Origin of the sequence: Streptomyces sp. NPDC058284 (genome assembly GCF_042881135.1) — a bacterium.
GTDB lineage: Bacteria > Actinomycetota > Actinomycetes > Streptomycetales > Streptomycetaceae > Streptomyces.
Genome location: NZ_JBHVYE010000008.1, coordinates 60,107 through 85,072 on the forward strand (window position 1 = coordinate 60,107; position 24,966 = coordinate 85,072).

The window sequence follows — 24,966 nt, forward strand, 5'->3', positions numbered from 1 at the left end:
ATGCACGGCACTGTACCAGGATGAATTTTACTCTCGGAGTAAATATTGACTCGGTACATTTTCGCGGGCAGGGTGGTCCTCATGCCTCCGACCACGACCACCACGACTACGACCACGCCCCCCGCGTCACCCGCGGACACGACCCCGCCCCTGTCCGAAGGGCGCCGCAAGGTCGCGTTCGCCGTCTGTCTCGCCACGATCGTCCTGGCCGTCCTCGACATGCAGATCGTGTCGGCCGCCACCGTGCCGATCGTGCGCGACCTCGACCCGGCCCACGGGGTCGACAAGATCCCCTGGCTGGTCAGCGCCTACGCGCTGGCGGGTGCCGCGATCCTGCCGCTGTACGGCAAGCTCTGCGACGCGCTCGGCGCCGCCCGCGTCTTCGTCGCCGCCGTCACCGTCTTCCTGCTCGGCTCCGCGCTCTGCGGCGCCGCCCAGTCGATGGGCCAGCTGATCGCGGCCCGCGCGGTGCAGGGCGTCGGGGGCGGCGGCCTGATGAGCATCACGATGGTGGTGATCGCCCAGCTCAAGGGGGCGGGCGGGAAATCGTCCGGGCCCGGCGGCATCGGCGGCATCGTGGCGGGCGGCGGCATGGCGCTCGGTCCCTGGCTCGGCGGCCTGCTCGCCGACCACGCGAGCTGGCGCTGGATCTTCTACGTCAACCTGCCGGTCGGCATCGCGGTCCTCGCCGCCTCCGGACTCGTCCTGAAACTCCCGCGCCAAGCCGGCGCGCGCCACTCCATCGACTACCCGGGCGCCGCGCTCGCCGCCGCGTTCTCCGTCGCCCTGCTCCTGGTCACCGACTGGGGCGGCAAGGACTACGCCTGGTCCTCACCCGTCGTCGTCGGCCTGATCGCGGCGGCCGCGGCCACCCTCGCGCTCTTCCTGTGGCGGCAGGCCAGGGCGGCCGAACCGGTGCTCCCGCTCTCGATGTTCCGGATCCCGCAGCTCCGCTTGGGCTTCGCCATCCAGGCGCTGACGGGCGCCGCCATGATGTGCGTGATCTATTACGTGCTCGTCTACCTGCAGGTCGCGCGGGGCGTCTCCAGCTCGTCCGCCGGGCTCTACCTGCTCCCCATGGCGGCCGGCATGACCGCCGTCGGCCTGCTCTCGGGCCGCCTCGCCACCCGCGGCTGGTCCGCGCGCACCTTCACCATCGGCGGCACGGCGACCACGGCCGTCGCCTTCGCGCTCCTCGCGACCGTCGGCCCGGACACCTCGCTCTGGCTCGTCAGGGCCGAACTCCTGCTCGCCGGGGCCGGGTTCGGCCAGCTCATCGGCCAGTTGATCCAGCTCGCGCAGGACTCGGCGCCGCGCCACCAGCTGGGCGTCGCGACGACGAGCATCCGCTTCTTCCAGACCCTCGGCAACGCGGTGGGCACCGCCCTGTTCGGCGCGGTCCTGCTCCGCCTGTACGCGGCGGAAGGCCCCGGCGGCGACGTCGGCGCCATCCCCGGCCTGACCGGAGAAGCGCACGCCGCCGCCGTGCGGGCCTACGTCGACGCCACGGACGTGGTGTTCCTGTGCGGGGCCGGGATCATGCTGCTCGGGACGGTGCTTGCGCTGCGGCTTCCTCGCCGGTCCCACCGGCCGTGAAGAACGCGCCGTTCGCCGGTACCCCGATCCCGCGCCACGTGAACGGCACGCCCCGCGCGGTGTCCGGGTCGGGCCCGTCCATCAGCTGGAAGTGCACGTGCGGCTCGGTGGAGTTGCCGGAGTTCCCGCAGTCGCCGAGCCACTGCCCCGCCACGACCCGGTCCCCCGCCCGCACCGTGAGCGAGCCCCGCCTGACGTGCGCGTACATGGCGTACGTTCCCCCGCCGAGGTCGAGCACGATGTGGTTGCCGACGACGCGGCGGGTGCCGCCGAGCGTCCTGCCGACGCCCTCGACCAGCCGGAAGTACAGGACCCCGACGAGCGAGCTGCGGCTGAGGTGGTCGCGCTGGCCGTCCTCGGCGTGCACCACGGTGGCGTCGGCGACCGCGTGCAGGGGTTGCCCGAAGGCGGGATAGGCGTCGCCGCGCCGGGCGACGGGCCAGAACCAGACGGGCTTGGGGCGGGCGGGCCCCTCCTCCGGTTCGGCCGTGATGTCGATGGCGTACGTCTGCCCCAGGTGGTGCGTACCGTGGCTCGGCACGTTGTCGGCGGGGCTGTTCAGCGCGGACCAGCGGCCGGTGACCGGGGGCGCGACCTCGACCGGGGCCGGGGGGTCCGTCTCGATCTGCTTGCGCGCGGAGCGGGACATCGACGTACTGATGCCGATCGCGGCGATCGCGGGCAGCCAGCCCAGCCAGTAGTTGTACGGCAGCTCCGTGAACTGCCGTACGACGAACTGGGCGAAGAACACGACCCACAGCAGCCGGTGGGCCACAGCGGCGGACTTGCGCAGCCCCGCGGATTTCACGGACATGATTCCCCCTCGTGCGACTCGTACAGAAATGCGTGCCGGAATCCGGTCAGGTCACCGGGCGCGCTGCCGTGAGCACCACAAGCAGCGGCACCACGCGCCCGGCGGGAACCTCGTACCGCCCGCGCTCGGTGGTGTGCAGCCAGCCCGCGCCGGTCAGCTGGCGCAGGTGGTGGTAGATCTGGCCGGTCGTGCCGACGTCGTCGAGCGCGGCCAGCTCGGCGGCGGTGCGCAGGCCGCCGAGGATCTCCCGCAGCAGCCGCAGCCGTACGGGATTGCCGAGGGCCGCGAACGACTCGGCCGCATCCGACCAGTCGCCCTCGAACAGCGCCTCCGTGAGCTGCCCGTACTGCCAGTCGTACCGATGCCCCGTCGGCACCCGCACGGAGCCGGTGAACAGGACGGCACCGTCGGCCTCCTCGGTCACCGGGTGCCGTGCTTTCAGGGCGTCGAGGGCCCAGAAATCGCCCTCGCCCACCGGGGGCGCGGCCGGACCCGCGCTCTCCAGCCGCGCCATGCGCCGTTCGAGCTCGGCGACCCGCTCTTCCAGGTTCATGATGCGAGATTACGTAATTACGTAATCTCATGCAACCCCCTACGGGGCGCGGTCCAACCGGCGCGGGAACGACGAAGCCCCCGCCCGGACCAGGTCCGAGCGGGGGCGGCGAAGAAGAACCGTCAGGCGAAGAGCCCCGGAATCGTCTCCTCGTGCGCGGCACGCAGCTCGCTCAGCGGCAGCGTGAACTCGCCCTGCACTTCCACCGCGTCGCCGTCGACGACACCGATGCGGCGCACGGGCAGGCCCCGCGCCCCGCACATGTCGGTGAAGCGCAGCTCCTCGCTCCGCGGCACCGAGACGACCGCGCGCCCCGCCGACTCGGAGAAGAGGAAGGTGAACGCGTCGAGGCCGTCGGGGACGACGAGGCGCGCGCCCTTGCCGCCGCGCAGGCACGACTCCGTGACGGCCTGCACGAGACCGCCGTCGGACAGGTCGTGCGCGGCGTCGATCATGCCGTCGCGGGAGGCCGAGATGAGGATCTCGGCGAGCAGCTTCTCGCGCGCCAGGTCGACCTTGGGCGGCAGCCCGCCGAGGTGGCCGTGGACCACCTGCGACCAGGCCGAGCCGCCGAACTCGTCGTGCGTGTCGCCGAGCAGGTAGAGGAGCTGGCCCTCTTCCGCGAAAGCGATCGGCGTGCGCCGCGCGACGTCGTCGATCACGCCGAGGACGGCGACGACCGGCGTCGGGTGGATCGCCGCCTCACCGGTCTGGTTGTACAGCGAGACGTTGCCGCCGGTGACCGGGGTGCCCAGCTCCAGGCAACCGTCCGCGAGACCGCGGACGGCCTCGGCGAACTGCCACATGACGTCCGGGTCCTCGGGCGAGCCGAAGTTCAGGCAGTCCGAGATGGCGAGCGGCCTGGCGCCGGACGCGGCGACGTTGCGGTACGACTCGGCGAGCGCGAGCTGCGCGCCCGTGTACGGGTCGAGCTTCGCGAACCGGCCGTTGCCGTCGGTGGCGATGGCGACGCCGAGGCCCGTCTCCTCGTTGATCCGGATCATCCCGGAGTCCTCGGGCTGGGCGAGCACGGTGTTGCCCTGCACGAAGCGGTCGTACTGGTCGGTGACCCAGGACTTCGCGGCCTGGTTCGGGGCGGCGACCAGCTTGAGGACCTGCTCGCGCAGTTCCTCGCCGTTCGCCGGGCGGGCCAGCTTGTTCGCGTCGTCGGCCTGGAGGGCGTCCTGCCAGGACGGGCGGGCGTACGGACGCTCGTAGACCGGGCCGTCGTGCGCGACCGTGCGCGGGTCGACGTCGACGATCTTCTCGCCGTGCCAGAAGATCTCCAGGCGGTCGCCGTCCGTCACCTCACCGACGACGGTGGCGATGACGTCCCACTTCTCGCAGATCTCCAGGAAGCGGTCGACCTTCTCGGGCTCGACCACGGCGCACATGCGTTCCTGCGACTCACTCATGAGGATCTCCTCAGGGGTGAGCGTGGAGTCGCGCAGCGGCACGTCGTCGAGCTCGACGCGCATGCCGCCGGAGCCGTTGGACGCCAACTCGCTGGTGGCGCAGGAGAGTCCGGCCGCGCCGAGGTCCTGGATGCCGACGACGAGCTTCTCGGCGAAGGCCTCCAGGGTGCACTCGATGAGGAGCTTCTCCTGGAAGGGGTCACCGACCTGGACGGCGGGACGCTTCGACGGCTTGCTGTCGTCGAAGGTCTCGGAGGCCAGGATGGAGGCGCCGCCGATGCCGTCGCCGCCCGTGCGGGCGCCGTACAGGATGACCTTGTTGCCGGGGCCCGAAGCCTTCGCGAGGTGGATGTCCTCGTGCCGCATGACACCGATGGCACCGGCGTTGACCAGCGGGTTGCCCTGGTAGCAGGCGTCGAAGACGAGCTCGCCGCCGATGTTGGGCAGGCCCAGGCAGTTGCCGTAGCCGCCGATGCCCGCGACGACTCCGGGGAGCACGCGCTTGGTGTCGGGGTGCTGGGCGTCGCCCATGCGCAGCGGGTCCACGACGGCGACCGGACGGGCGCCCATCGCGATGATGTCGCGGACGATGCCGCCGACGCCGGTGGCCGCGCCCTGGTAGGGCTCGACGTAGGAGGGGTGGTTGTGCGACTCGACCTTGAAGGTGACCGCGTAGCCCTGGCCGACGTCGACGACACCGGCGTTCTCGCCGATGCCGACCAGCATCGCTTCGTTCTCGGGGACCTTCTCGCCGAACTGCTTCAGGTGGATCTTGCTGCTCTTGTACGAGCAGTGCTCGGACCACATGACGGAGTACATGGCGAGCTCGGCGCCGGTCGGGCGGCGGCCGAGGATCTCGCGGACGCGGTCGTACTCGTCCTCCTTCAGGCCCAGTTCGGCCCAGGGCAGCTTGACGTCGGGCGTCTCGGCCGCGTGCTTGACGGTATCCAGAGTCATGCGTTGACCAGCTTCTTCAGGATCGAGGTGAAGAATCCGAGGCCGTCGGTGCGGCCGGTCCCGACCAGCGGCTCCACGGCGTGCTCGGGGTGCGGCATGAGGCCGACGACGTTGCCCGCCTCGTTGGTGATGCCTGCGATGTCACGGAGCGAGCCGTTGGGGTTGCCGTCGAGGTAGCGGAAGGCGACGCGGCCCTCGGCCTCCAGCATGTCCAGGGTCCGCTCGTCGGCGGTGTACTGCCCGTCGATGTTCTTGAGCGGGATCGCGATCTCCTGGCCCGCCGTGTAGTCGGCGGTCCAGGCGGTCGCGGCATTCTCCACGCGCAGCCGCTGCTCGCGGCAGATGAAGTGCAGGTGGTTGTTGCGCAGCATCGCGCCGGGCAGCAGGTGCGTCTCGGTGAGCACCTGGAAGCCGTTGCAGATGCCGAGGACCGGCATTCCGGCCTTCGCCTGCGCGATGACGGACTCCATCACCGGGGAGAAGCGCGCGATGGCGCCGGCCCGCAGATAGTCGCCGTAGCTGAACCCGCCGGGCAGCACCACGGCGTCGACCTGCTTGAGGTCCTTGTCCTTGTGCCAGAGCGGCACGGCCTCGGCGCCCGCCACGCGGACGGCGCGCTGGGTGTCGCGGTCGTCGAGGGTTCCGGGGAAAGTGACGACTCCAATTCGAGCAGTCACTTCGCGGCCTCCTCGGCCTTCTGCGTCTGCTGGTCTTCTTCGACCTTTACGACGAAGTCCTCGATCACCGTGTTGGCGAGGAAGGTTTCCGCCAACTCGTGGATACGGGCGAGGGCCGGGGCGTCGATCGGCCCCTCCACCTCGAGTTCGAAACGCTTTCCCTGACGTACGTCGGAGATGCCCTGGAAACCGAGGCGCGGCAGTGCACGCTGCACCGCCTGGCCCTGGGGGTCGAGGATCTCCGGCTTGAGCATGACGTCGACTACGACGCGTGCCACTGGCACTCCCGGTGTGTGGTGCTGGCGTGTGCTGCTTGCACGGTGCTGAGCAGGTGCCTTCAGACTACCGGCACAAAATTTCTACTCGCGTAGATTCGTAGCAACCTACGAGATGACGGTCACGTTCCGGTACCCAACCAGGTTTCGAACCGGGAATCTTCACAGCGAATCCCCGAAAGATCACGCATCGTCATTGGAGCCTGACACGCGGAGGTATTAGGACAGGCTTCACAATGCAATGCCGGGCACTGTACAAAGGAAATGGCAATAGTCGATACTTTGCCCAAAACATCCGTGCAGTCGGCATCACCGCATGTCAACGCGGTAGAGCCGCGCGAAGGGACCGATATTCGTGGCGCAACGTGTCGTGGTCACTCTCTTTGACGACATCGACGGCGGGGAAGCGGCGGAAACGGTCGCGTTCGGTCTTGACGGCAAGTCGTACGAGATCGACCTCAGCCAAACCAATGCGAAGAAACTGCGCACGGCCCTCGCCCCCTACCTGGAGGCGGCCCGCAAGCAGGCACGCCCCGGTGTCACCTTCCGGCACACGGCGGTGTCCCCCGATCCGTCGGCGGTCCGCGCCTGGGCGCGCTCGCACCGGATGAGCGTGCCGCCGCGCGGCCGCATCCCGAAGAAGGTCTACGAGGCCTTCGAGGCGGCCAACTGACGGCGCGCGCCGACCGGCCGGGACCCGGCCCCGGGCCCCTCGCGGCAACCGACTTGCGCTGCACCCCTCCCGGTCGGCTAAAGTCTGGAGCACGCCGAGGGGCGAGGCCGAAGGCCGGGCCTCACGGAGTCTTGCGGGTGTAGTTCAGTAGTAGAACATCCCCCTTCCAGGGGGAAGGCGCAGTGTGCAATTCCTGTCACCCGCTCCGCATCGCTCACCGACCAGTCAGCTGGTTGCGGTAAGCTGATGCCCGCGCCGACCGGTGAAAGCCGGTTGGAGGCAATGCGAACGTAGCTCAGTTGGTAGAGCGCAACCTTGCCAAGGTTGAGGTCGCGAGTTCGAACCTCGTCGTTCGCTCCACAGAGAAGGCCCCGGTCGATCCGACCGGGGCCTTCTTCATGTGCCCCCCCATCCGGCCCCTGCCTGCCCCCCCCTCCCACTTGCTCCCACCTGCGCGGACACCGCTCCTGACATTTGTCATGCGGGCCGGTGACAGCGCGCACTGCCGACGGCCCGGCGGCCGGGTGACGCTGAGGACATGACTGACCAAGTGATCGACGTGACCGGTCTCCGGCGCGTGTACGGGGGCGGTTTCGAGGCGGTACGCGGGATCTCCTTCTCCGTGGGACGGGGCGAACTGTTCGCGCTGCTCGGCACCAACGGCGCCGGCAAGACCTCCACGGTCGAACTCCTCGAAGGGCTCGCCGCACCGTCCGGCGGACGCGTACGGGTGCTGGGACACGACCCGTACACCGAGCGGGCCGCCGTGCGCCCACGGATCGGCGTCATGCTCCAGGAAGGCGGCTTCCCCGCCGAGTTGACCGTCGCGGAGACCGTACGGATGTGGGCGGGCTGCACCAGCGGCGCCCGGCCCGCCGCCGAGGCACTGGAGCTCGTCGGGCTCGGCAGGCGGACCGGCGTGCGCGTGAAGCAGCTCTCCGGCGGCGAGAAGCGGCGGCTCGACCTCGCGCTGGCCCTCATCGGCCGTCCCGAGGTGCTCTTCCTCGACGAACCCACCACCGGACTCGACGCCGAAGGGCGCCGCGAGACCTGGGAGTTGGTCCAGGAACTGCGCGACAACGGCACGACCGTCCTGCTCACCACGCACTACCTCGAAGAGGCCGAGGCGCTCGCCGACCGGCTCGCGATCCTGCACGAGGGGCGCATCGCCGCCGAGGGCCGCGTCACCGACGTGGTCGCCGCACAGCCCTCCCACGTCTCCTTCGACCTGCCCGAGGGGTACTTCCCCGGCGACCTGCCGCCGCTCGCCGCGCTCGGCGTGACCGGCCACGAGGTCACCGGGCGGCGCGTCCGGCTGCGTACGAACGAACTGCAGCGGACCGCCACGGAACTGCTCCTGTGGGCCAGGGACACCCGGATCGAACTGGCCGGGCTCGACGTGCGGGCCGCCTCCCTGGAAGAGGCGTTCCTGCGGATCGCCCGCGACGCGGAGAACGGAACGGGAACGGACGAGCGCCCCGCGGGGCGCGCCACGCAGAAGGAGACAGTGGCATGAGCGGAGGCAGCGGCATGAGCACGGTGGCCGTCACGACACCCGCGCGGCGGATGCGGGCGCTTGCACGCGCCGAGCTCACCCTGCTCGGCCGGAACAAGGGAATGCTGTTCGCGGCGCTGTTCGTGCCGATGGTGGTGCCCTTCAGTACGAAGCAGGCCGCCAAGGACATGGACCTGGCAGGCACCGGGCTCACCGTCGGCACCGTCGTGCTGCCCGGCGCGCTCGGCTTCTCGCTGCTCTTCGCCGTGTACTCCTCGCTGACCGCCGTCTACACGGCCCGCCGCGAGGAACTCGTCCTCAAGCGGCTGCGCACCGGTGAGCTGCGCGACCCCGAGATCCTGGCGGGCGCCGCGCTGCCCTCGGTCGTCATCGCGGCCGTGCAGTGCCTCGTGCTCGCCGCGGGCTGCGCGGCGCTCCTCGACGCCGGGGCGCCGAACCGGCCCGACCTCGTCGTGCTCGGCCTCGCCGCGGGGCTCGTGATGTTCGCCGCGCTGGCGGCCGTCACCGCGAGCTTCAGCAGGTCCACCGAGTCCGCGCAGGTCATGAGCCTGCCGCTGATCTTCGCCTCGATGGTGGGCTCGGGTCTCTTCGTGCCTCTCGAAGTCATGCCCGACAAGGTCGCCTCGGTCTGCGAACTGCTTCCGCTCACGCCCGTCGTCGAGCTGATCCGCGGCGGCTGGGCGGGCGGCGTCTCCGCCGGTGAGACGTTCGGCGCCCTCGCGACGGCGGTGGCCTGGACCCTGCTCGCGGTGTTTGCTGTACGCCGGTGGTTCCGCTGGGAACCGCGTCACTGAGGGACAGGCTCTGAAAGACAGCCTCTGAGGGAGGTACTGGGTGCTACTCGGCCGAATACGGGCCTGGCAGCGTGGCTGGCACGGACGCAGCAAGATCGAGAAGGTCGAGTTCCAGAGCATGGCCATGTGGCACGCCATGCCGTGGATCTTCTTCGTCAGCTGGGGCTCACTGCCGCTCGGCCTGAGCCTGCGCCACGAGCCCGCCGCGCAGATCCTCGGCTGGGCGCTGATCGCGGTCGCCGCGGCGCAGAGCGCGCACGCCAACCGCTCGCTGCGGCAGGTGTACGACCACTACCTGAAGCGTGTCCCGCTGCCGCGCCGCGACCTCGCGATCGGCGGCGCCCTGCTGGCCGTCGCGGAGGGACTCGGGCTCGCCCTGCAGGCGGTCGACGGGGTGAAGCAGGGCATGCTCGGCCTGACCGCGCTCTACCTGGTCGTCCCGTTCGGCCAGTCGCTCGCCTTCGCCCTCCCCATCAAGGTCTTCCTCTCCCGGCTCGCGCTCTTCGACGCCGTGATCGTGGCCTGCTACGCCCTCATGGGCGCACGCGGCGGCCAGCTCGCCGGCTACGCCGCGCTGATCGCCTTCGGCGGCGTACTCGCGCTGTTCTCCGCGCGCTGCGGCGCCTGGACGCTCTCCGTGATGTGGGAGGCCGACCGGGCCCGCGAGGTCGAGGCGCGGCTCGCGGTCGCCGAGGAGCGGCTGCGGTTCGGGCGGGACCTGCACGACGTGATGGGACGCAACCTCGCGGTCATCGCGCTCAAGAGCGAGCTGGCGGTGCAGCTCGCGCGGCGCGGCAGGCCCGAGGCCGTGGACCAGATGGTCGAGGTGCAGCGCATCGCCCAGGAGACCCAGCGGGAGGTACGGGAAGTGGTGCGCGGCTACCGCGAGATCGACCTCGGCGTGGAGCTGACCGGCGCGCAGGGCGTCCTGGAGGCGGCCGGAATCCGCTGCCGGGTGACCGGTTCGGCGGCCGGGCTCTCCGCGCCCGTGCAGTCGGTCCTCGCCTGGGTCGTGCGGGAGGCGGCCACGAACGTGCTGCGCCACGGGGACGCGCGGCGGTGCGACATCGTGCTGGCGGTGGGCGGGGACGAGGGCGGGGCCGAGGGGCGTACGACGCTGGTCGTCGAGAACGACGGGGTGGATGGCGGGGTGCCGGGGGCAGGGGTGCCCGGCACCGGAGGTGTGCCTGAGGGGGCACCCGTAAGGCGCGGCACCGGGCTCGCGGGGCTGCGGGAGCGGCTGGCCGCGGTGGGCGGAACGCTGGAGCACACATCGGGGGACGGCGTCTTCCGCCTCTCCGTGGACGTACCGGCGGCGGGACGGCTTCCAGGTCCGGAGCCGGAATCGGGATCGGAACCGGGGTCGGGACCGGAACAGGAATCGGGATCGGGATCGGAACCGGGGCCGGGGTCGGAACAGGAATCGGGAGCGGGATCGGAACCGGGGCCGGGCCCGGAACAGGAATCGGGAGCGGGATCGGAACCGGGGCCGGGGTCGGGATCGGAGCCGTCTTCGCGTGCCGCCACCGCCGGGGCGCCCCGCCAGGAACCCGGCAGCCGTCGTGAGGAAGAAGCCCTGCTGTGAGCGTTCGCGTGCTGCTCGCCGATGACGAGCACCTCATCCGGGGCGCGCTCGCCGCCCTGCTCGCCCTGGAGGACGACCTGGTCGTCGTCGCCGAGGCCGCGACGGGACCCGAGGCGCTCGCCATGGCGCGGGCCCACGAGCCCGACGTCGCCGTGCTCGATCTGCAGATGCCGGGCGCCGACGGTGTGAGCGTGGCCACAACCCTGCGCGACGAACTCCCGCGCTGCCGGACCATGATCGTGACGAGTCACGGCCGGCCGGGGCATCTCAAGCGGGCCCTCGCGGTCGGGGTACGCGGCTTCGTGCCGAAGACCGTGAGCGCCCAGCGGCTCGCCGAGATCATCCGGACCGTACACGCCGGAAACCGCTATGTGGACCCGGAGTTGGCCGCCGACGCGATCTCCGCCGGGGACACGCCGCTGACCGCACGCGAGGCCGAGGTACTCGAACTCGCCGCCGACGGAGCACCCGTCGCGGAGATCGCCGAGCGCGCCGCGCTCTCCCAGGGAACCGTCCGCAACTACCTCTCGTCGGCGGTCACCAAGATCGGGGCGGAGAACCGTCACGCGGCGGTGCGTCTCGCGCGCGAGCGAGGTTGGGTATAGTTGTCCTCGCGCTTCGGCGCAACGCGGACGTAGCTCAGTTGGTAGAGCGCAACCTTGCCAAGGTTGAGGTCGCCAGTTCGAACCTGGTCGTCCGCTCCGTACAGAAGGCCCCGCTCCTCGGAGCGGGGCCTTCTTCGTGCCGGGGCCTTCTTCGTGCCGGTGCGGCCCGGTGGCTACCAGGGCGTGCCCGTCAGCCGCTCGTACGCCTCGATGTACTTGGCGCGGGTGGCATCCACCACGTCCTGCGGCAGCGGCGGCGGGGGCTGCTCGCTCGCCCGGTCCCAGCCCGAGTCCCGCGAGGTCAGCCAGTTCCGCACGTACTGCTTGTCGAACGAGGGCTGGGCGTGGCCCGGCTCCCACTGGTCGGCGGGCCAGAAGCGGGAGGAGTCCGGGGTCAGGACCTCGTCGGCGAGGATCAGATGCTCCCCGTCGAAGCCGAACTCGAACTTCGTGTCCGCGAGGATCAGGCCGCGCTCGCGCGCGATGCCCCGTGCCCGGCCGTAGACGGCGAGGCTCGCCTGGCGCAGCTGGGCGGCGGTCTCCGCGCCGACCTGGCGGGCGACCTCCTCGTACGAGACGTTCTCGTCGTGCTCGCCGACGGCGGCCTTCGCGGCGGGCGTGAAGATCGGCGCGGGCAGCTCGGAGCCGTCGAGGAGGCCCTCGGGCAGGGCGAGGCCGCAGACGGTACGGGAGGCGTTGTACTCCAGGAGCCCCGAGCCCGTCAGATAGCCGCGGGCGACGCACTCGACCGGCACCATCCGCAGGGACTTGCAGACGAGGGTGCGGCCCTCCCAGTCGGCGGGCGCGCCCTGCGGCAGCTCCGTGGAGATGACGTGGTTCGGGACGAGGTCGGCGAGCTGGTCGAACCACCACAGGGAGAGCTGGGTGAGGACGCGGCCCTTGTCGGGGATCTCCGAGGGCAGCACCCAGTCATAGGCGGACAGGCGGTCGCTGGCGACCATGACGAGCTCGCCCGCCTCGTTCTGGTACAGCTCGCGCACCTTGCCGGTGTGGAGGTGGACCAGACCCGGCACTTCAAGTGGCTCGGGCTTTTCTACGAATCCGGACACGGTTCCCTCCCGTGGTTCTGGCCAAGTGAGGTCGATTCTCCCGCATCGGACGTGCGGTTTTGGCCAGGGGTTGAGCGGGGCGGTGCGGCGGCGCGGTGTTCGTTGGGGTTTCCAGTGCGATTTCCGGGGCGGTTTTCGAAGCCGTGCGACGGGGTCAGTCCCGCTTGCAGATGCGGTCCAGAAGATTGGCCGTGGCGCGCTGGATACGGGGGTCCACATGCCCGGGCCGGTCGAGCGCCGGCGACCAGGCGAAGGTGCCGGACGCGAAGACGAGGGCGCCGGACGGGGCGCGGTAGAGGGAGGACTCCTGGTGGCGGGTGGCGCCCTCGGCGTCCTCGTACGGGGAGTGGGTGAGCAGGATGCGGCCCTGGTGCTCGGGGAGCGCGGTCCGCGGGAAGTAGCGGTCGGCCTCGCCCGCGACCAGGCCCTCGATCTCGTCGCCGTCGTGCGCCCCGGTGGCCTCCCACAGCCAGTGGTCGGCGTTGCGGACGACGAGGGGGCGCGGCTCGGGGACGCGGCCCGCGTACTGGATGCCGAGCAGCTGCTGCTCGGCCTTGTCCTGCTCGCGCCAGAGCGCCGGGCGGCCGGGGCCGCGGCGCTTGCGGCAGGTGAGCAGCCGGTCCGCGACACCGGAGGCGGAGGGGCCCAACTCCACCTGCCAGTACATGGTGTTGGCTGAGAGGAAGACCAGCGAGGTGCCGTGCTCGCGGGCCAGCTCGGTGGCGCGGCGCATGTTCGGCGACCAGTACTCGTCGTGGCCGGGGAAGACCAGGCCGCGGTACCGGGTGGTGTCGATGCGGCCCGCGTGCAGGTCACGGGCGTCCGCGTACGCCAGGTCGTAGCCGTACCGCTCGGCCCAGCGGATGAAATCGTAGGCGTGGCCGACGTGCAGGGGGAGGCCCGCGCCCGCGTACGGACGGTCGAAGGAGACCGTGACGGCGGCCTCGCTCTCGCCGAGGAGAGCGCCCTGCTCGTCCCACGCGTGGTAGAGGCTGGCGCCCGTGCGGCCGTCCTCGGGGTAAAGGTTGTACGCCTGCCAGGTGACGTCCGGCAGGAGCAGCAGGAGGTCGGCGGGGTGGTCGTCGCGGACCGTGAAGGGGACGTGCGAGCGGTACCCGTCGGCGGTGGTCAGGACCGCCACGTACGCCCCGATGCTCCAGTAGCTGGGAATCTGCAGGCGCCAGGAGAGCCACCAGTGGTGGCAGGAGACCGTGCGGTCCGCGGTGAGCGGGGCGGGCTGGACGATGCCGGAGAGGCGGGGGCTGGTGGTGATCTTCGACGCCCCGTCGCCCCCGTAGTGCCCGATGCGGTAGATGTCCACGCTGAACTGCTGGGGCGGGTCGACCGTGACGTGGAAGTCGATCGCCTCGCCCGGGGCGGCGGCGCCGGTGGAGGTGAACCCCTTGATCTGGCGGTGCACGTCGTCGGCGGTGAGCGGACCGCCCGTACGGGGCGCCGGGATGTCCGTCGCGCCGGGGGCGGGCGCGTGGTCGACGTACCAGGGCACGACGTGGCCCGTGTCGTCGAAGTACTGCTCCGAACCGCGCAGCCAGGGCAGCGGGCCCTGACCGAAGGGGTCCGACACGGCGTGCGCGAGTGCGCCTGATTCCCAGCGGCGAATCGGCTCCGACTTCATCCCTGCCCCTCCCTCACTCCCCCGAGCTGCGGCGCCTGATGGTGCGTTGCGGTCCGGCGGCCATATCCAGCACATCACATTACGCAGGCACCTCGTCACCGTTCGTCGCGAATTCCTGTGAACGGAGAGTGACATTCCGGGCACCGTGGCGGAAGGGGTGGCGGACGGGTGGCGGGAGGGGTAGCGGGATGCGTGTTCCGGCGAGGGCGCCTGCCTGCGGCTTTGCCTCCGACACGCGGCTCGGAGGTCCGGCGGGGGCGTGGGCGCGCGGGGCGGGGCGCATCGGGGTGCGGGTGCGGTGGCCCTTGCCCTGGCCCTGGCCCCCTGGCCCTGGGGGCAGGGAGGGAGGGGGCAGGAGGCAGGGGCGGGTGGGCAGTGGCTGTAAGGCACACGGCGGGCGGCAGCCCTGCGTCCAGTCCTGCGTCCAGTCCTGCGATCCATACACCCGGCGCACAGCGGCCGGGCGGAGGTCGGGCACCCCGGCACGGTGCCGCCCCCGGAAGCGGACCGCCAGGTCAGACCAGGCGGACCGGTTTTTCCGGGCGGATGCCCAGGCGGGTGAGCCAGGCCCGCAGGGGCGACGGGTCGCCGTCCTCGACGAGGCTCAGGACGCGCGGCGCGAGGTCCGCCGCGCGCTCACCGTCGACCAGCAGGGCGGGGCCGTCGAGCCAGTCGAGACCGGGGACCGCTCCCGCCGTGTCCACCGCGGCGCAGCACACCATCGCCGTGACGTGGTCGGCCAGCAGCTCGCGACCCGTACGGGGTGGCTGGAGCGGGAAGAGCGGCAGGGCACCGTCGTCCCAGAGGGCGTCGTCAGGTCCCTGGCCCGTGGGCGCGGGGCGAGGCGGAGTCGCGGCCTCCTCACGGGCGAGCTCGGCGGTGAGGCCCGCGGCGAGCCTGCCGGGCCGGCTCTCCGCGTCCGCTTCGTCCGCCTCGTCGTCCACCGCGGGGAAGAGGGAGGCGGCGCGGGGCTCCGCGGCCGGTGCGGGCCGGACCACCGCCGAGGAATCGGAGGCGGAGTCGGGGAGGGAGTCGGAGTCGCAGCCAGGGCCGGAGTCGGGGTGGGCCCCGGGGCCGGAGTCGGGGTGAGCCTCGGGGCCGAGGCCAGAGGCAGGATCAGGGCCGAGGGCAGCAAGGTCACCCCTAGCCGGAGCCTCGTCCCCCGACCCGCCCAGGGACCGCACGTCACTCTCCGTACCGCCGAGACTCTCCGTACCGCCGAGACTCCCCGTACGGCCGAGACTCCCCGTACCGCCGACACCCTCCGTACCGCCGACCGACGCGGTTGTCGTCAGGTGGTCCAGGACGCGGCCCAGGGTCGGCCCTTCGGGGTCGGGGGCCGTCGGGTCGGCGGAGTGGCTGACGCCCAGGGAGTCCAGGACGCGGTGGAGCCGGGCGGCGTCCATGCGCCACTTCCGGTCGACGACCTCGTCCGGATACTCCTGCCAGGCCACCGGCGCCCAGTCGGGCCCCGCCTCCGCGGGGCCGCCGTGGAAGAGACGGGCGGCGAGGAGCGACGCCGCCTCGTCGATCGATCCCGGCTCCTCCAGAAGGTCACAGGCGGGGCGCTCGCCCAGGCGCGAGGCGAAGCCTTCGGCCAGGCGGTCCCTGCGGGACAGCTCCGTGAGCGCCGAGACGACGCCCGCGTCGAGCCGGGAGGGCCAGCGGCCCATGCGCCAGGCGGGCAGCGCGACGCGGGTGAGGAGGCGGTCCCACCCCGCGTACGCGAGGCCGACCTGCTCCTGGGCGACGATCCGCACCCCGTAGTCCACGGTCTGGGCGCGCTCGGCGGCGGCAGCCGCGACACCGCGCTCCATCTCGGCGGCGTGGACCCGGCAGTGGCGCAGGAGGAGCCGCGCGACCCGGCCGATACCGCCGAGCACCACGCGCGGGAGGGCGCCGCGCCCCGGTGCGGCGGCGACCGCGACCGCGGCGTCGAGCCCGCGGACGAAGCGCCGGGCGGCCGCTATGTCGGGGTGCGCCGAGGGCCCCGTACCGGCGACGACCGGGGCGAGCACGGCGCGCAGCTCACCGACCCGCATCCACCACAGGAACGGGGAGCCGATGACGAGCACGGGGGCGACGGAGGGTGGACGGTTCGGACCGCGCCCGCTCCGCGCGGCGCCGACGGCCGCACCACTCTTCGCCCCCGAGGCATCCGCCTGGGCACGGGCATCCGACTGGGCACGGGCGTCCACCTGGGCACGAGCATCCGACTGGGCACGGGCGCCCGCCTGACGACGACGGCCCCCGCGGCCCCTACCGCTCGGCCCGTGCGCGGGATGGGTGCGGTCCTCCAGCCAGCTGTCGCAGTCCGGGGTGAGCGCTATGGCCGAGGGCGCGGGCACGTCCAGGCGGTCGGCGAGGTCGCGTACGAGCCGGTACAGGTCGGGGGCGGACTCCTCGGCGATCGGCACGGTGGGGCTCAGCGCGGGCCTGGCCCGCGCGACGACCAGGGCGACCCCGGCCGCGCCCAGCAGGACGAGCACGGCCGCGCCGGTCACGACCCAGCGGGCGATGTCCCAGCTCCCGCCGCCCGCGTGCCCCGTGGCCCCCGCCGCGAGCAGCACGACGGCGACGGCCGCGGGCAGCAGGGCGACGGCCAGCGCCCTGCTGCGCAGCCGCAGCACAGCGAGGGCCCGGGAGCGCGCGGCCTGCGCGCCCACCTCCACACCCGTACCTGACACGACCGATGGCACCCCCTGCTGCCTACAGCTCGGCCGCCGGCCTGGGCCGGCGGCGCACATCAATGGCGTTGGTGTTGCTCACTCCCCCACTGTGGCACCCGCCACCGACATCGCAATGCCGGTGGTCTGTTTGGCCCTGGGGGCCTTGAACGCTTGCGCCGCACCCTAGTTGGGGCACACCGCCCCGTCAGCCGTACGGGCTACCGGTCACTCGATGGAATGGCTTTGGCTAAGAGCCTGTCTTTGAACCCCCGTCGTCCGCGCGAAGCGCGGGCGCAGCGGTGGATTGGGGCCTCCCCTGCTCGAGCGGAGCCGAGAGCTTGGGGAAGCGTGCGATCGGTGTGCGGAGTTCGAGGTCTGTGGCGGAGCCACCTGTCCTGGGGCTCCGTGCGCCGAGCGTGCGTGCCGGGCGTCGGGGCGCAGGCGGGGGTTCAAAGACAGGCTCTAAAGGTGGCTGCCGAAAAGGCCCCGGATCAGCGACAGATCCGGGGCCTGAAGTTGGCTGAAAGTTACGCGGGAGTACTCCCGGGCGGGGTCACGCCTGCGCGCCCGCCGCCTTCGCCGCGATGTCCGTGCGGTGCTGGGAGCCGTCGAGACGGATCCGGGACAGCGCCGCGTACGCGCGCTCGCGCGCCTCGGTCAGGTCGGTTCCGGTGGCCGTCACGGAGAGCACGCGGCCGCCCGCGCTGACGACGGCGTCGCCGTCCCGCCTGGTCCCGGCGTGCAGGACGTACGCGTCCGGGCCGTCCTTCGCCGCCACCGCGTCGAGCCCCTCGATGGGGTCGCCGGTGCGCGGCGTACCGGGATAGTTGTGCGAGGCGACGACCACGGTCACCGCGGCGTCGTCGCTCCAGCGCAGCGGGGGCAGGTCGGCGAGGTTGCCGGTCGCCGCGGCCAGCAGGAGCCCGGCGAGCGGCGTCTTCAGGCGGGCGAGGACGACCTGGGTCTCGGGGTCGCCGAAACGGGCGTTGAACTCGATGACCCGCACACCCCGGCTCGTGATCGCGAGCCCCGCGTACAGCAGCCCCGCGAACGGGGTGCCGCGGCGGCTCAGCTCGTCCACGGTCGGCTGGAGCACGCTCCGCACGACGTCGTCGACCAGCTTCGGGTCGGCCCACGGGAGCGGCGAGTAGGCGCCCATGCCGCCCGTGTTCGGGCCCTCGTCGCCGTCGAGCGCGCGCTTGAAGTCCTGGGCGGGCTGCAGCGGGACGACGGTCTCGCCGTCGGTGACCGCGAAGAGGGAGACCTCGGGGCCGTCGAGGAACTCCTCGATGACGACGCGGTCACAGGCGAGGGCGTGCGCGCGCGCCGCCTCGACGTCGTCGGTGACGACGACGCCCTTGCCCGCCGCGAGGCCGTCGTCCTTGACGACGTACGGCGCCCCGAAGGCGTCGAGGGCCTCGTCGATCTCGGCCGGGGTGGCGCAGACGTACGACCGGGCGGTCGGCACGCTCGCGCCCGCCATCACGTCCTTGGCGAAGGCCTTGGAGCCCTCCAGTCGCGCGGCCTCCTTGGAGGGACCGAAGGCGGGGATGCCGGCCTCCCGCACGGCGTCGGCGACGCCCGCGACGAGGGGGGCCTCCGGGCCCACGACGACGAGCCCGGCGCCGAGCTCGCGCGCGAGGGCGGTCACGGCGGCGCCGTCGAGGGCGTCGACCGGGTGCAGCTCGGCCACCTCTGCGATGCCGGCGTTGCCGGGGGCGCAGTGCAGCTCGGAGACGTCGGGGTCGAGGGACAGAGAGCGGCACAGGGCGTGTTCGCGGGCACCACTGCCGATGACGAGGACCTTCACGCTGGCCAGCCTAGCCGCCGGGACGGAGTGCCTTTGTACGGGCCGCCCAGCTCAGGCTCACCAGCCTGTTGTACGTTCCTCCAGCTCGCGGCGGCCCTTCCGGGGCCAGGGGCTCCCCACCTGCGGCTGCGATCGCCCTTGCCCAGGAAAGGGGCCACCGCCCCCGCACCGCCGCCCAGCCCCGCCGCCCCACGGCGGCCACCCCCCACCCACCCGCCCGTTCACCCCGCGACGCCGGGCAGAGGCAGGAGCAAGAGGCCCCCCGCTCCGTTCCCGCGCCGCGCCTACTCGTTCGGGTACTCGTCGACCACCGTCGCGCCCAGTTCCCGCATGATCAGGTCGTGACCGGAGAGCGCCGACTCCACCAGGTCCGGGTCGTCGTCCTCGGGGATGTCGTCCTCGGGGGACACGTGTTCCGGGGCCGGGGCGGCGGGAGCGGCCGTCCGGGGGGCCGGGGCGGGGGCCGGGTCGCGGGTGGGCGGTGCCTGGGGGGCGGGGGTCGAAGGGGGCGACGACGGCTGCTGCGGGGGCGCGGCGGAGCGCTGGGGCGCCGGGGCGCCGCCACCGAAGCCTCCTCCCCCGCCTCCGCCGAAGCCTCCACCTCCACCGCCGAAGTTCCCGGCGGCCGGCGGGGGCGCGGAGCCGCCGGACGGGTCGACGATCGCCTCGACCTTCCACTCCACGCCGAACTGCTCGGACAGCGCGGCCCGCAGTACGTCCTCGCTGCCGCTGCTCGCGAAGTTGTCCCGAGCGCCCGCGTTGACGAAGCCGAGCTGGAGGGTCGTCCCGTCGAACCCGGCCACCTGGGCGTTCTGGCTGAGCAGGATCCAGGTGAAGCGCCGCCGGTTCTTCACGGCCTCCAGGATGTTCGGCCACAGGCTGCGCGGGTCGGGCCCGCCCGCCGGGGCGGCCTGGGCGGCCATCGGGGCGGGAGCCTGCGCGGCCGGGGCCTGAGCGGGCGCCGCCGGAGCGGGCTGCGGGGCCGCCGGGGCGCCGCTCCCCACGCTCGCGGCGGTGGGCCAGCCGCCGGGCCGCGGTGCCGTCTCCGGAGCGGCGGCGGCCGGGGAGGCATGGGAGGCCTGGGAGGCCGCCGGTGCAGAGGCGGGGGCCGAAGCCGTGGGCCAGCCGCCGGGACGCCGCTCACCGGTGGGGGTGGGAGACGGGGAGGCGGGAGCAGCCGCGGGGCCTGTCGGCGGGGCCTGGGGCGCCTGCTGCGGCGTGTGAGGTGCCGGGGAAGCCTGAGGCGCCTGCGCCACAGGAACAGCCGAGCCCGAGCCCAAGTCTGACTCGGAGCCCGCACCGGCCCCCGGCCCCGAACCCTGCCCCGCGCCCCCCACACCAACACCCGCTCCAGACCCCTGCGGCCCCCCGGCCCCGCCCCCCCGCACCGCCGCGCGGGCAGCAGCAGGCCCACCCCCGGGCGGCACCGGCTGGCCCATGCCCGCGGGCGCGCCCTGCGACATGGCGACGCCCCCGGCCTGCTGTACGCCCGCGTGGGTCTCGGACCCGGGGACGTACGCCATCGCGGGGCCGGGGCCCTGGCCGCCCGCGACGAAGTTGCCGCCGCGCTCCAGGCGGTCGAGGCGGGCCATGACGGAACGCTCGTCGTCGTAGGCGGCGGGGAGCAGCACGCGGGCGCAGATCAGCTCCAGCTGGAGCCGGGGCGAGGTGGCGCCGCGCATCTCGGTGAGGCCCTCGTTGACGATGTCGGCGGCGCGGCTCAGTTCGGCGCCTCCGAAGACACCGGCCTGGGCCTGCATCCGCTCGACGACGTCGGCGGGGGCGTCGATGAGCCCCTTGTCGGCGGCGTCCGGCACGGCCGCGAGGATCACGAGGTCGCGCAGCCGCTCGAGGAGGTCGGCGACGAAGCGACGCGGGTCGTTGCCGCCCTCGATGACGCGGTCCACGACCTCGAAGGCCGCGGCGCCGTCCCCGGAGGCGAATGCCTCGACCACGGAGTCGAGCAGCGAGCCGTCCGTGTACCCGAGGAGGGAGGTCGCCATGGCGTACGTCACTCCGCCCTCGCCCGCGCCGGCGAGGAGCTGGTCCATGACGGACATCGAGTCACGCACGGAACCCGCGCCGGCCCGCACGACGAGCGGGTAGACGCCGTCCTCGACGGCCATGGCCTCCTGGCCGCAGACCTCGGCGAGGTAGTCCCTGAGCGTGCCGGGGGGCACGAGCCGGAAGGGGTAGTGGTGCGTACGCGACCGGATCGTGCCGATGACCTTCTCGGGCTCGGTCGTCGCGAAGATGAACTTGAGGTGCTCCGGGGGCTCCTCGACCACCTTCAGGAGGGCGTTGAAGCCCGCCGAGGTGACCATGTGGGCCTCATCGATGATGTAGATCTTGTACCGGCTCGACGCCGGGCCGAAGAAGGCCTTCTCGCGCAGGTCACGGGCGTCGTCCACGCCACCGTGCGACGCGGCGTCGATCTCGATGACGTCGATCGAACCGGGGCCGTTGCGCGCCAGGTCGCGGCAGGACTGGCACTCGCCGCAGGGCGTGGGGGTGGGACCTTGCTCGCAGTTCAGGCAGCGGGCCAGGATGCGCGCGCTCGTCGTCTTGCCGCAGCCGCGCGGGCCACTGAACAGGTAGGCGTGATTGACCCGGTTGTTCCGCAGCGCCTGCTGCAGCGGGTCTGTCACATGCTCCTGCCCGATGACCTCGGCGAACGACTCCGGGCGATAACGGCGGTACAACGCGAGAGACGACACACATACGAGGTTATAGGCGACCACTGACAACCCGGACCGCCCCAACGCAAAGCGCCCCCCACGCACCCGCCAGAGCCGACCTACCCTTGCTGCCTTCCGGCCCTGGGGGAGTTCAGTCAGATAGCGCCACGTGAGGGGCTGGCCCCCACAGTAGCGGATCCCCGCCCCCGGAAGCGACGCCGCCCCCGGCCCCGGCCCACGAGACGACGATCACGTCGACGACCTCGGGATCGTGTTCGCGAGCACTCCCCAACGTCTTGTATTGTTTGCGGCGGAGGATTCGCCTAGTGGCCTAGGGCGCACGCTTGGAAAGCGTGTTGGGGGCAACCCCTCACGAGTTCGAATCTCGTATCCTCCGCACCCGCCCACCAGGGCAAACGAAGGGTCCGACCGCTGAGCGGTCGGACCCTTCGTTGTTGTCTGGTCTCAGTTGATACGGGGCGCCGAGAACAGGTTCCGCCCATGCCTGCCAGCCCACCAGGTCAGGGCGCGGGTCCGCGTCCTGGACGAGCGGCGGCAGCAACTCCAGGGACACGGTGCAGGAGAAACCGGGGTCGGTGGCGGTCGTGCGGGGCCGGTCCACATCGCGGAGCCAGCCCTGGGCACCGAGCGCGGTCAGGACCCTCTCGGGTCCCTCAAAGCCGACGTCGGGTGCCTCATGGGCGTCGATCGCGATGAGGAGATCGGCGACCGCCTCGTGCGGGACACCGGCGGTGAAGTACGCGTTCCATTCAGTCATGGCGGAGGCGTCATGTGGGCGGCGCTGAGCTGCCAGGCGACAGGCAGCCCGCCCAACTCGAATGGGGAGGCCGCAAGGATCCACTCGGCACCGCGCAGTTCGTCCGGGCTCACATACAGCAGGGTGTTACGGGAAGTCGGCCACATGCGCCAGCCGAGGCCGGCCAGGACGTCACCCATCCGCTCGGCGAGATCGCCGTCATCACCGGCCAGGTGGCGCGGGGTGACCCAGTACACCGGGTCGGGCGAGTCGGAGTGCAAGGGATCGGTGGGGTGGTGCGGGTGCAGGGGCGCATCCATGGGTTCGGGGCTGGTTCTCCAGCAGGGCGTCGTACGTTGGCATGCGTTGCGGCCGCGTACCAGACCCTTCCGGGGTCTTTCCTGTCTGCCCCCGGCGAACTGGTGCGAAGGCAGGCAGATTTGACCAGGTGCACAGGTCGAGCCCATAGCGCTCCGGCGCAGGCGATCACCAAAGGCATCCGGCACGTCCACTCTCGACGACGGCCGAACCTAAGTCACCAACAAAACCGACATGGATAGCGCCCGGGGCGCGGTGATCCCCCAGTCCAAGGCGGCTGCTACCGAGGCGAGTACCACCTTGGGTGCCTGCGCTTCCTGCGCGGCATGGGCGGTTTTCAGCCCTGCCTCGATCGCTTCCCCTGACAATCCGTGTGCGCCGCATCCGTATTGCCCGATCCGCCCCGGAGCACTCCGGCCATCGTTCACCCCCGCCTCATTGTCACTGCGTGATCACGGATAGCGTTGGTTTGCTCGGCTCAGCTCCTACGTACCGGAGATCCCCCGTGAATCGCTCGATCCGGCTTGCAACGTCCGCACTCACCGCATGCGCGGCCCTGCTGCTGACCGCCTGCGGCGGGTCGGACGACAGCAAGGACATCGACAAGATCGCTGGCGCTGACGCGAGCGGCGAAAAGTCGGCCTCGCCATCGCCGTCCGCGACGGCGGACGGGATCGACCGGCCAGCGATCAAGCTGCCGTCCGACATGAAGATGCTCTTCGAGAACCGGGAGACGGGCGACGCGGTGAAGGACGCCATCCTGGCGGACAACGAGCGAACCGTCAGCACGGTCTGGCAGGCGATGGCGACCGGGGACGCCAAGCACGCGGGGATGGCCTTCTACTACACGGATCAAGCGTTGACCGGCGTGTACAAGTACGCCACCTCCAACATCGACAAGAACATCAGCTGGACCGGGACCTTGCGCTACTACGACCGGCAAGTGACCACGTTCAGCAAGACGTCAGCCGCGGTGACGTACTGCGTGGACGAGAGCCGGGCGGACCTCAAGAACCGCAAGACGGGTAAGAGGCAGGGGACCAAGACCACGCCGAACAGTTACGTCTACTACAACGCCGGGGTGAAGAAGAACGAGGACGGCGTGTGGCAGATCTGGGACATCAGCGAGGACCGGGGGGCCCAGAAGTGCCAGCCGTGACACACCGCACTGCGGTAGCGGCGCTCACTACCGTACTGTGCCTGCTCTCTGCGTCCCCTGCGGCGGCTGGAGGGTTCGGCGACACCGGCGAGCAGAAGTCCGATACGAGTGGCGACTCCACGGGCCCGCTCCTGATGTCCAAGGTCGTCTTCAAGGTGGAGGGCGGCCAGGCTTCCGCCGATGGCTCCGGGAGCCTGACTCCCACGGCGCTGGACTGGAAGATCCCCGCTTGCTGGTACGAGCCGTACTGGAAGGCCAAGGACTTCAAGACCTTCATGGAAGCGCAGTGGTCGATCCACAAGTCTGCGGGCGGCAACCCCAACAAGATCGCCGGCGCCAAGGAGCGTTATAAGGGCGGACACCCTTACAAAAACTTCAATGCCGACAAGAACGGCAAGGGCATGTGGTGGGTGGCCGTCAAGAACAAGGACATGAAGAACGATCCGGCTGCTCGGGCCTGCACCCGGCCTCCCTTCTGGGTGGACAAGGGCAAGCCTGCGAACGTTCCCCAGGCCATCAACCCCAAGACCCTCGCCGCCCTCGCCTACCAGCAGACCAAGGTGCCGGACACCAAGGTCGAGCTGAAGCCCGAGGCCACGTCAACGGTGAACTTGCCCACTTGGGTGTGGCTGGACAAGGGGACCTTCAAGGAGATCAGGGTCCGTGCCGAGCTACCCGACACGGGACTGTGGGCGGAGACCACGGCGAAGCCGGTCAGCCTCCACCTGAATTCGGGCACGGAGGACGCGGAGACCTACCCGGCAACCGGCGAGTGCACCTTCAACAAGGACGGCTCCATCGGCACCCCGTACAAGAAGGGCAATGCCGAGCAGGATCCGCCGTGCGGCATCAAGTACCGGCGCGCCACGGGTGATCATCCGTATCAGCTGAAGGCATCGGTGACCTGGTCCATCGAGTGGCACGGCAGCGGGAAGACCAAGGGTGATCTGCCCGATGGCACCTTCGAGACCACCCAGGACATGAACGTCCAGGAAATCCAGTCCATCAACCGCTGACCGAGGCTGTCGGCCGATCCGGTCTATACCCGTTAGCGCGTCACACGTAGAACCATCTCAACCCACGGGGGCGGGCAGGCATGTCAGACCTGAAGAAGGATGCGGAATCCCTCCACAAGGCGGCCTCCGCCCTGGGCAAGGTCGACCACCACACCACCAAGCCGCTGCACGACTTCACTTCCGCCTCCCACGACATGTCCGCCTTCGGCGTGCTGGGCTCGCTGATGAGCGCCAAGGACGACATCCAGGACGGCATGGACACCATCGCCAAGCTCACCAAGAACCTGCACAAGGAGTGGGAGAGCGAGGCGAAGTTCCTGGGCGATGTCTCCGACGCCTTCGACCTCCTCGATGTCCTGCTGACCGCCGCGGCCCGCGCCAAGAAGGGCTGAG

At 71.5% G+C, this 24,966-nt stretch carries 21 protein-coding genes, 4 tRNA genes and 1 other RNA gene; 13 read left to right on the plus strand and 13 right to left on the minus strand.

What is annotated here, in order from left to right:
* Positions 1 to 81: 81 nt before the first annotated feature.
* A complete protein-coding gene (locus ACFVYR_RS13835; protein WP_384256047.1) occupies positions 82 to 1,596 on the plus strand; it encodes an MFS transporter in 1,515 nt (504 codons plus the stop codon).
* On the opposite strand, the gene ACFVYR_RS13840 is transcribed toward ACFVYR_RS13835, so the two are convergent.
* The 5 genes from ACFVYR_RS13840 to purS all read right to left on the minus strand — a co-directional run bounded on the left by ACFVYR_RS13840 (position 1,538) and on the right by purS (position 6,290).
* Positions 1,538 to 2,410, minus strand: coding sequence for a M23 family metallopeptidase (locus ACFVYR_RS13840; RefSeq protein WP_384256045.1), 873 nt, complete (start codon positions 2,408 to 2,410; stop codon positions 1,538 to 1,540). The two genes, ACFVYR_RS13835 and ACFVYR_RS13840, sit on opposite strands and share 59 nt — an antisense overlap.
* 46 nt (positions 2,411 to 2,456) lie before the next feature.
* Positions 2,457 to 2,963, minus strand: coding sequence for an ArsR/SmtB family transcription factor (locus ACFVYR_RS13845; protein ID WP_384256042.1), 507 nt, complete (start codon positions 2,961 to 2,963; stop codon positions 2,457 to 2,459).
* A gap of 122 nt (positions 2,964 to 3,085) precedes the next feature.
* Entirely contained in the window at positions 3,086 to 5,335 is a 2,250-nt protein-coding gene (purL, locus tag ACFVYR_RS13850; RefSeq protein ID WP_384256040.1) for a phosphoribosylformylglycinamidine synthase subunit PurL, read from the minus strand.
* Positions 5,332 to 6,012 (minus strand): phosphoribosylformylglycinamidine synthase subunit PurQ, encoded by a 681-nt coding sequence (purQ, locus tag ACFVYR_RS13855; protein WP_384256037.1) that lies wholly within the window; start codon positions 6,010 to 6,012, stop codon positions 5,332 to 5,334. Before purQ ends, purL begins: the two co-directional genes overlap by 4 nt.
* Positions 6,009 to 6,290 (minus strand): phosphoribosylformylglycinamidine synthase subunit PurS, encoded by a 282-nt coding sequence (gene purS / locus ACFVYR_RS13860; protein ID WP_384256035.1) that lies wholly within the window; start codon positions 6,288 to 6,290, stop codon positions 6,009 to 6,011. The genes purQ and purS overlap by 4 nt, the downstream gene beginning before the upstream one ends.
* Positions 6,291 to 6,642: 352 nt before the next feature.
* Between purS and ACFVYR_RS13865 the strand changes: the two genes are divergently transcribed.
* The 8 genes from ACFVYR_RS13865 (at position 6,643) to ACFVYR_RS13900 (ending at position 11,556) form a co-directional block, all read left to right on the plus strand.
* Positions 6,643 to 6,960 carry an Lsr2 family protein gene (locus tag ACFVYR_RS13865; RefSeq protein ID WP_384256033.1) on the plus strand — a complete coding sequence of 106 codons (318 nt, stop codon included), beginning with the start codon at positions 6,643 to 6,645 and terminating at the stop codon, positions 6,958 to 6,960.
* A gap of 133 nt (positions 6,961 to 7,093) precedes the next feature.
* Positions 7,094 to 7,165, plus strand: a tRNA-Gly gene (locus ACFVYR_RS13870).
* Between the two features lie 79 nt (positions 7,166 to 7,244).
* Positions 7,245 to 7,320 (plus strand) — tRNA-Gly (locus tag ACFVYR_RS13875).
* 178 nt (positions 7,321 to 7,498) lie between these two features.
* Complete coding sequence (locus tag ACFVYR_RS13880; protein ID WP_384256030.1) at positions 7,499 to 8,476, plus strand: ATP-binding cassette domain-containing protein; 978 nt, start codon at positions 7,499 to 7,501, stop codon at positions 8,474 to 8,476.
* Complete coding sequence (locus tag ACFVYR_RS13885) at positions 8,473 to 9,270, plus strand: ABC transporter permease (protein ID WP_384256027.1); 798 nt, start codon at positions 8,473 to 8,475, stop codon at positions 9,268 to 9,270. Before ACFVYR_RS13880 ends, ACFVYR_RS13885 begins: the two co-directional genes overlap by 4 nt.
* A gap of 40 nt (positions 9,271 to 9,310) precedes the next feature.
* Complete coding sequence (locus ACFVYR_RS13890) at positions 9,311 to 10,855, plus strand: histidine kinase (protein ID WP_384256025.1); 1,545 nt, start codon at positions 9,311 to 9,313, stop codon at positions 10,853 to 10,855.
* Positions 10,852 to 11,460, plus strand: coding sequence for a response regulator (locus tag ACFVYR_RS13895; protein ID WP_384256023.1), 609 nt, complete (start codon positions 10,852 to 10,854; stop codon positions 11,458 to 11,460). Before ACFVYR_RS13890 ends, ACFVYR_RS13895 begins: the two co-directional genes overlap by 4 nt.
* 23 nt (positions 11,461 to 11,483) lie before the next feature.
* Positions 11,484 to 11,556: transfer RNA gene (locus ACFVYR_RS13900), tRNA-Gly, on the plus strand.
* A 77-nt stretch (positions 11,557 to 11,633) separates the two neighbouring features.
* On the opposite strand, the gene ACFVYR_RS13905 is transcribed toward ACFVYR_RS13900, so the two are convergent.
* The 6 genes from ACFVYR_RS13905 to ffs all read right to left on the minus strand — a co-directional run bounded on the left by ACFVYR_RS13905 (position 11,634) and on the right by ffs (position 21,505).
* Positions 11,634 to 12,530, minus strand: a complete 897-nt coding sequence (locus tag ACFVYR_RS13905) for a phosphoribosylaminoimidazolesuccinocarboxamide synthase (RefSeq protein WP_384256020.1) — start codon at positions 12,528 to 12,530, stop codon at positions 11,634 to 11,636.
* 154 nt (positions 12,531 to 12,684) lie between these two features.
* The gene (locus ACFVYR_RS13910; protein WP_384256018.1) at positions 12,685 to 14,166 is read right to left on the minus strand and encodes a N,N-dimethylformamidase beta subunit family domain-containing protein; all 1,482 of its coding nucleotides are present in this window, start codon (positions 14,164 to 14,166) and stop codon (positions 12,685 to 12,687) included.
* Positions 14,167 to 14,681: 515 nt separating this feature from the next.
* The gene (locus ACFVYR_RS13915) at positions 14,682 to 16,853 is read right to left on the minus strand and encodes a hypothetical protein (RefSeq protein ID WP_384256015.1); all 2,172 of its coding nucleotides are present in this window, start codon (positions 16,851 to 16,853) and stop codon (positions 14,682 to 14,684) included.
* Positions 16,854 to 17,388: 535 nt separating this feature from the next.
* On the minus strand, positions 17,389 to 18,645 hold the full coding sequence (gene purD, locus ACFVYR_RS13920; RefSeq protein ID WP_384256013.1) for a phosphoribosylamine--glycine ligase: 1,257 nt from the start codon (positions 18,643 to 18,645) through the stop codon (positions 17,389 to 17,391).
* A 284-nt stretch (positions 18,646 to 18,929) separates the two neighbouring features.
* Complete coding sequence (locus ACFVYR_RS13925) at positions 18,930 to 21,362, minus strand: DNA polymerase III subunit gamma and tau (RefSeq protein WP_384256010.1); 2,433 nt, start codon at positions 21,360 to 21,362, stop codon at positions 18,930 to 18,932.
* A gap of 44 nt (positions 21,363 to 21,406) precedes the next feature.
* Positions 21,407 to 21,505: signal recognition particle sRNA small type (gene ffs / locus ACFVYR_RS13930), an RNA gene on the minus strand.
* A gap of 130 nt (positions 21,506 to 21,635) precedes the next feature.
* Between ffs and ACFVYR_RS13935 the strand changes: the two genes are divergently transcribed.
* Positions 21,636 to 21,720 (plus strand) — tRNA-Ser (locus ACFVYR_RS13935).
* On the opposite strand, the gene ACFVYR_RS13940 is transcribed toward ACFVYR_RS13935, so the two are convergent.
* Both ACFVYR_RS13940 and ACFVYR_RS13945 read right to left on the minus strand, forming a co-directional pair.
* Positions 21,694 to 22,101 carry a hypothetical protein gene (locus ACFVYR_RS13940; RefSeq protein WP_384256008.1) on the minus strand — a complete coding sequence of 136 codons (408 nt, stop codon included), beginning with the start codon at positions 22,099 to 22,101 and terminating at the stop codon, positions 21,694 to 21,696. The genes ACFVYR_RS13935 and ACFVYR_RS13940 overlap by 27 nt on opposite strands.
* Positions 22,098 to 22,400 carry a hypothetical protein gene (locus ACFVYR_RS13945; RefSeq protein ID WP_384256005.1) on the minus strand — a complete coding sequence of 101 codons (303 nt, stop codon included), beginning with the start codon at positions 22,398 to 22,400 and terminating at the stop codon, positions 22,098 to 22,100. Before ACFVYR_RS13945 ends, ACFVYR_RS13940 begins: the two co-directional genes overlap by 4 nt.
* Positions 22,401 to 22,903: 503 nt before the next feature.
* On the opposite strand from ACFVYR_RS13945, the gene ACFVYR_RS13950 reads away from it, so the two are divergent.
* The 3 genes from ACFVYR_RS13950 to ACFVYR_RS13960 all read left to right on the plus strand — a co-directional run bounded on the left by ACFVYR_RS13950 (position 22,904) and on the right by ACFVYR_RS13960 (position 24,965).
* Positions 22,904 to 23,557, plus strand: a complete 654-nt coding sequence (locus ACFVYR_RS13950; RefSeq protein ID WP_384256003.1) for a hypothetical protein — start codon at positions 22,904 to 22,906, stop codon at positions 23,555 to 23,557.
* Positions 23,554 to 24,573, plus strand: coding sequence for a hypothetical protein (locus tag ACFVYR_RS13955; RefSeq protein ID WP_384256000.1), 1,020 nt, complete (start codon positions 23,554 to 23,556; stop codon positions 24,571 to 24,573). The genes ACFVYR_RS13950 and ACFVYR_RS13955 overlap by 4 nt, the downstream gene beginning before the upstream one ends.
* Before the next feature lie 80 nt (positions 24,574 to 24,653).
* Positions 24,654 to 24,965, plus strand: a complete 312-nt coding sequence (locus tag ACFVYR_RS13960) for a hypothetical protein (RefSeq protein WP_384255997.1) — start codon at positions 24,654 to 24,656, stop codon at positions 24,963 to 24,965.
* The last annotated feature ends 1 nt before the right edge of the window (position 24,966 follow it).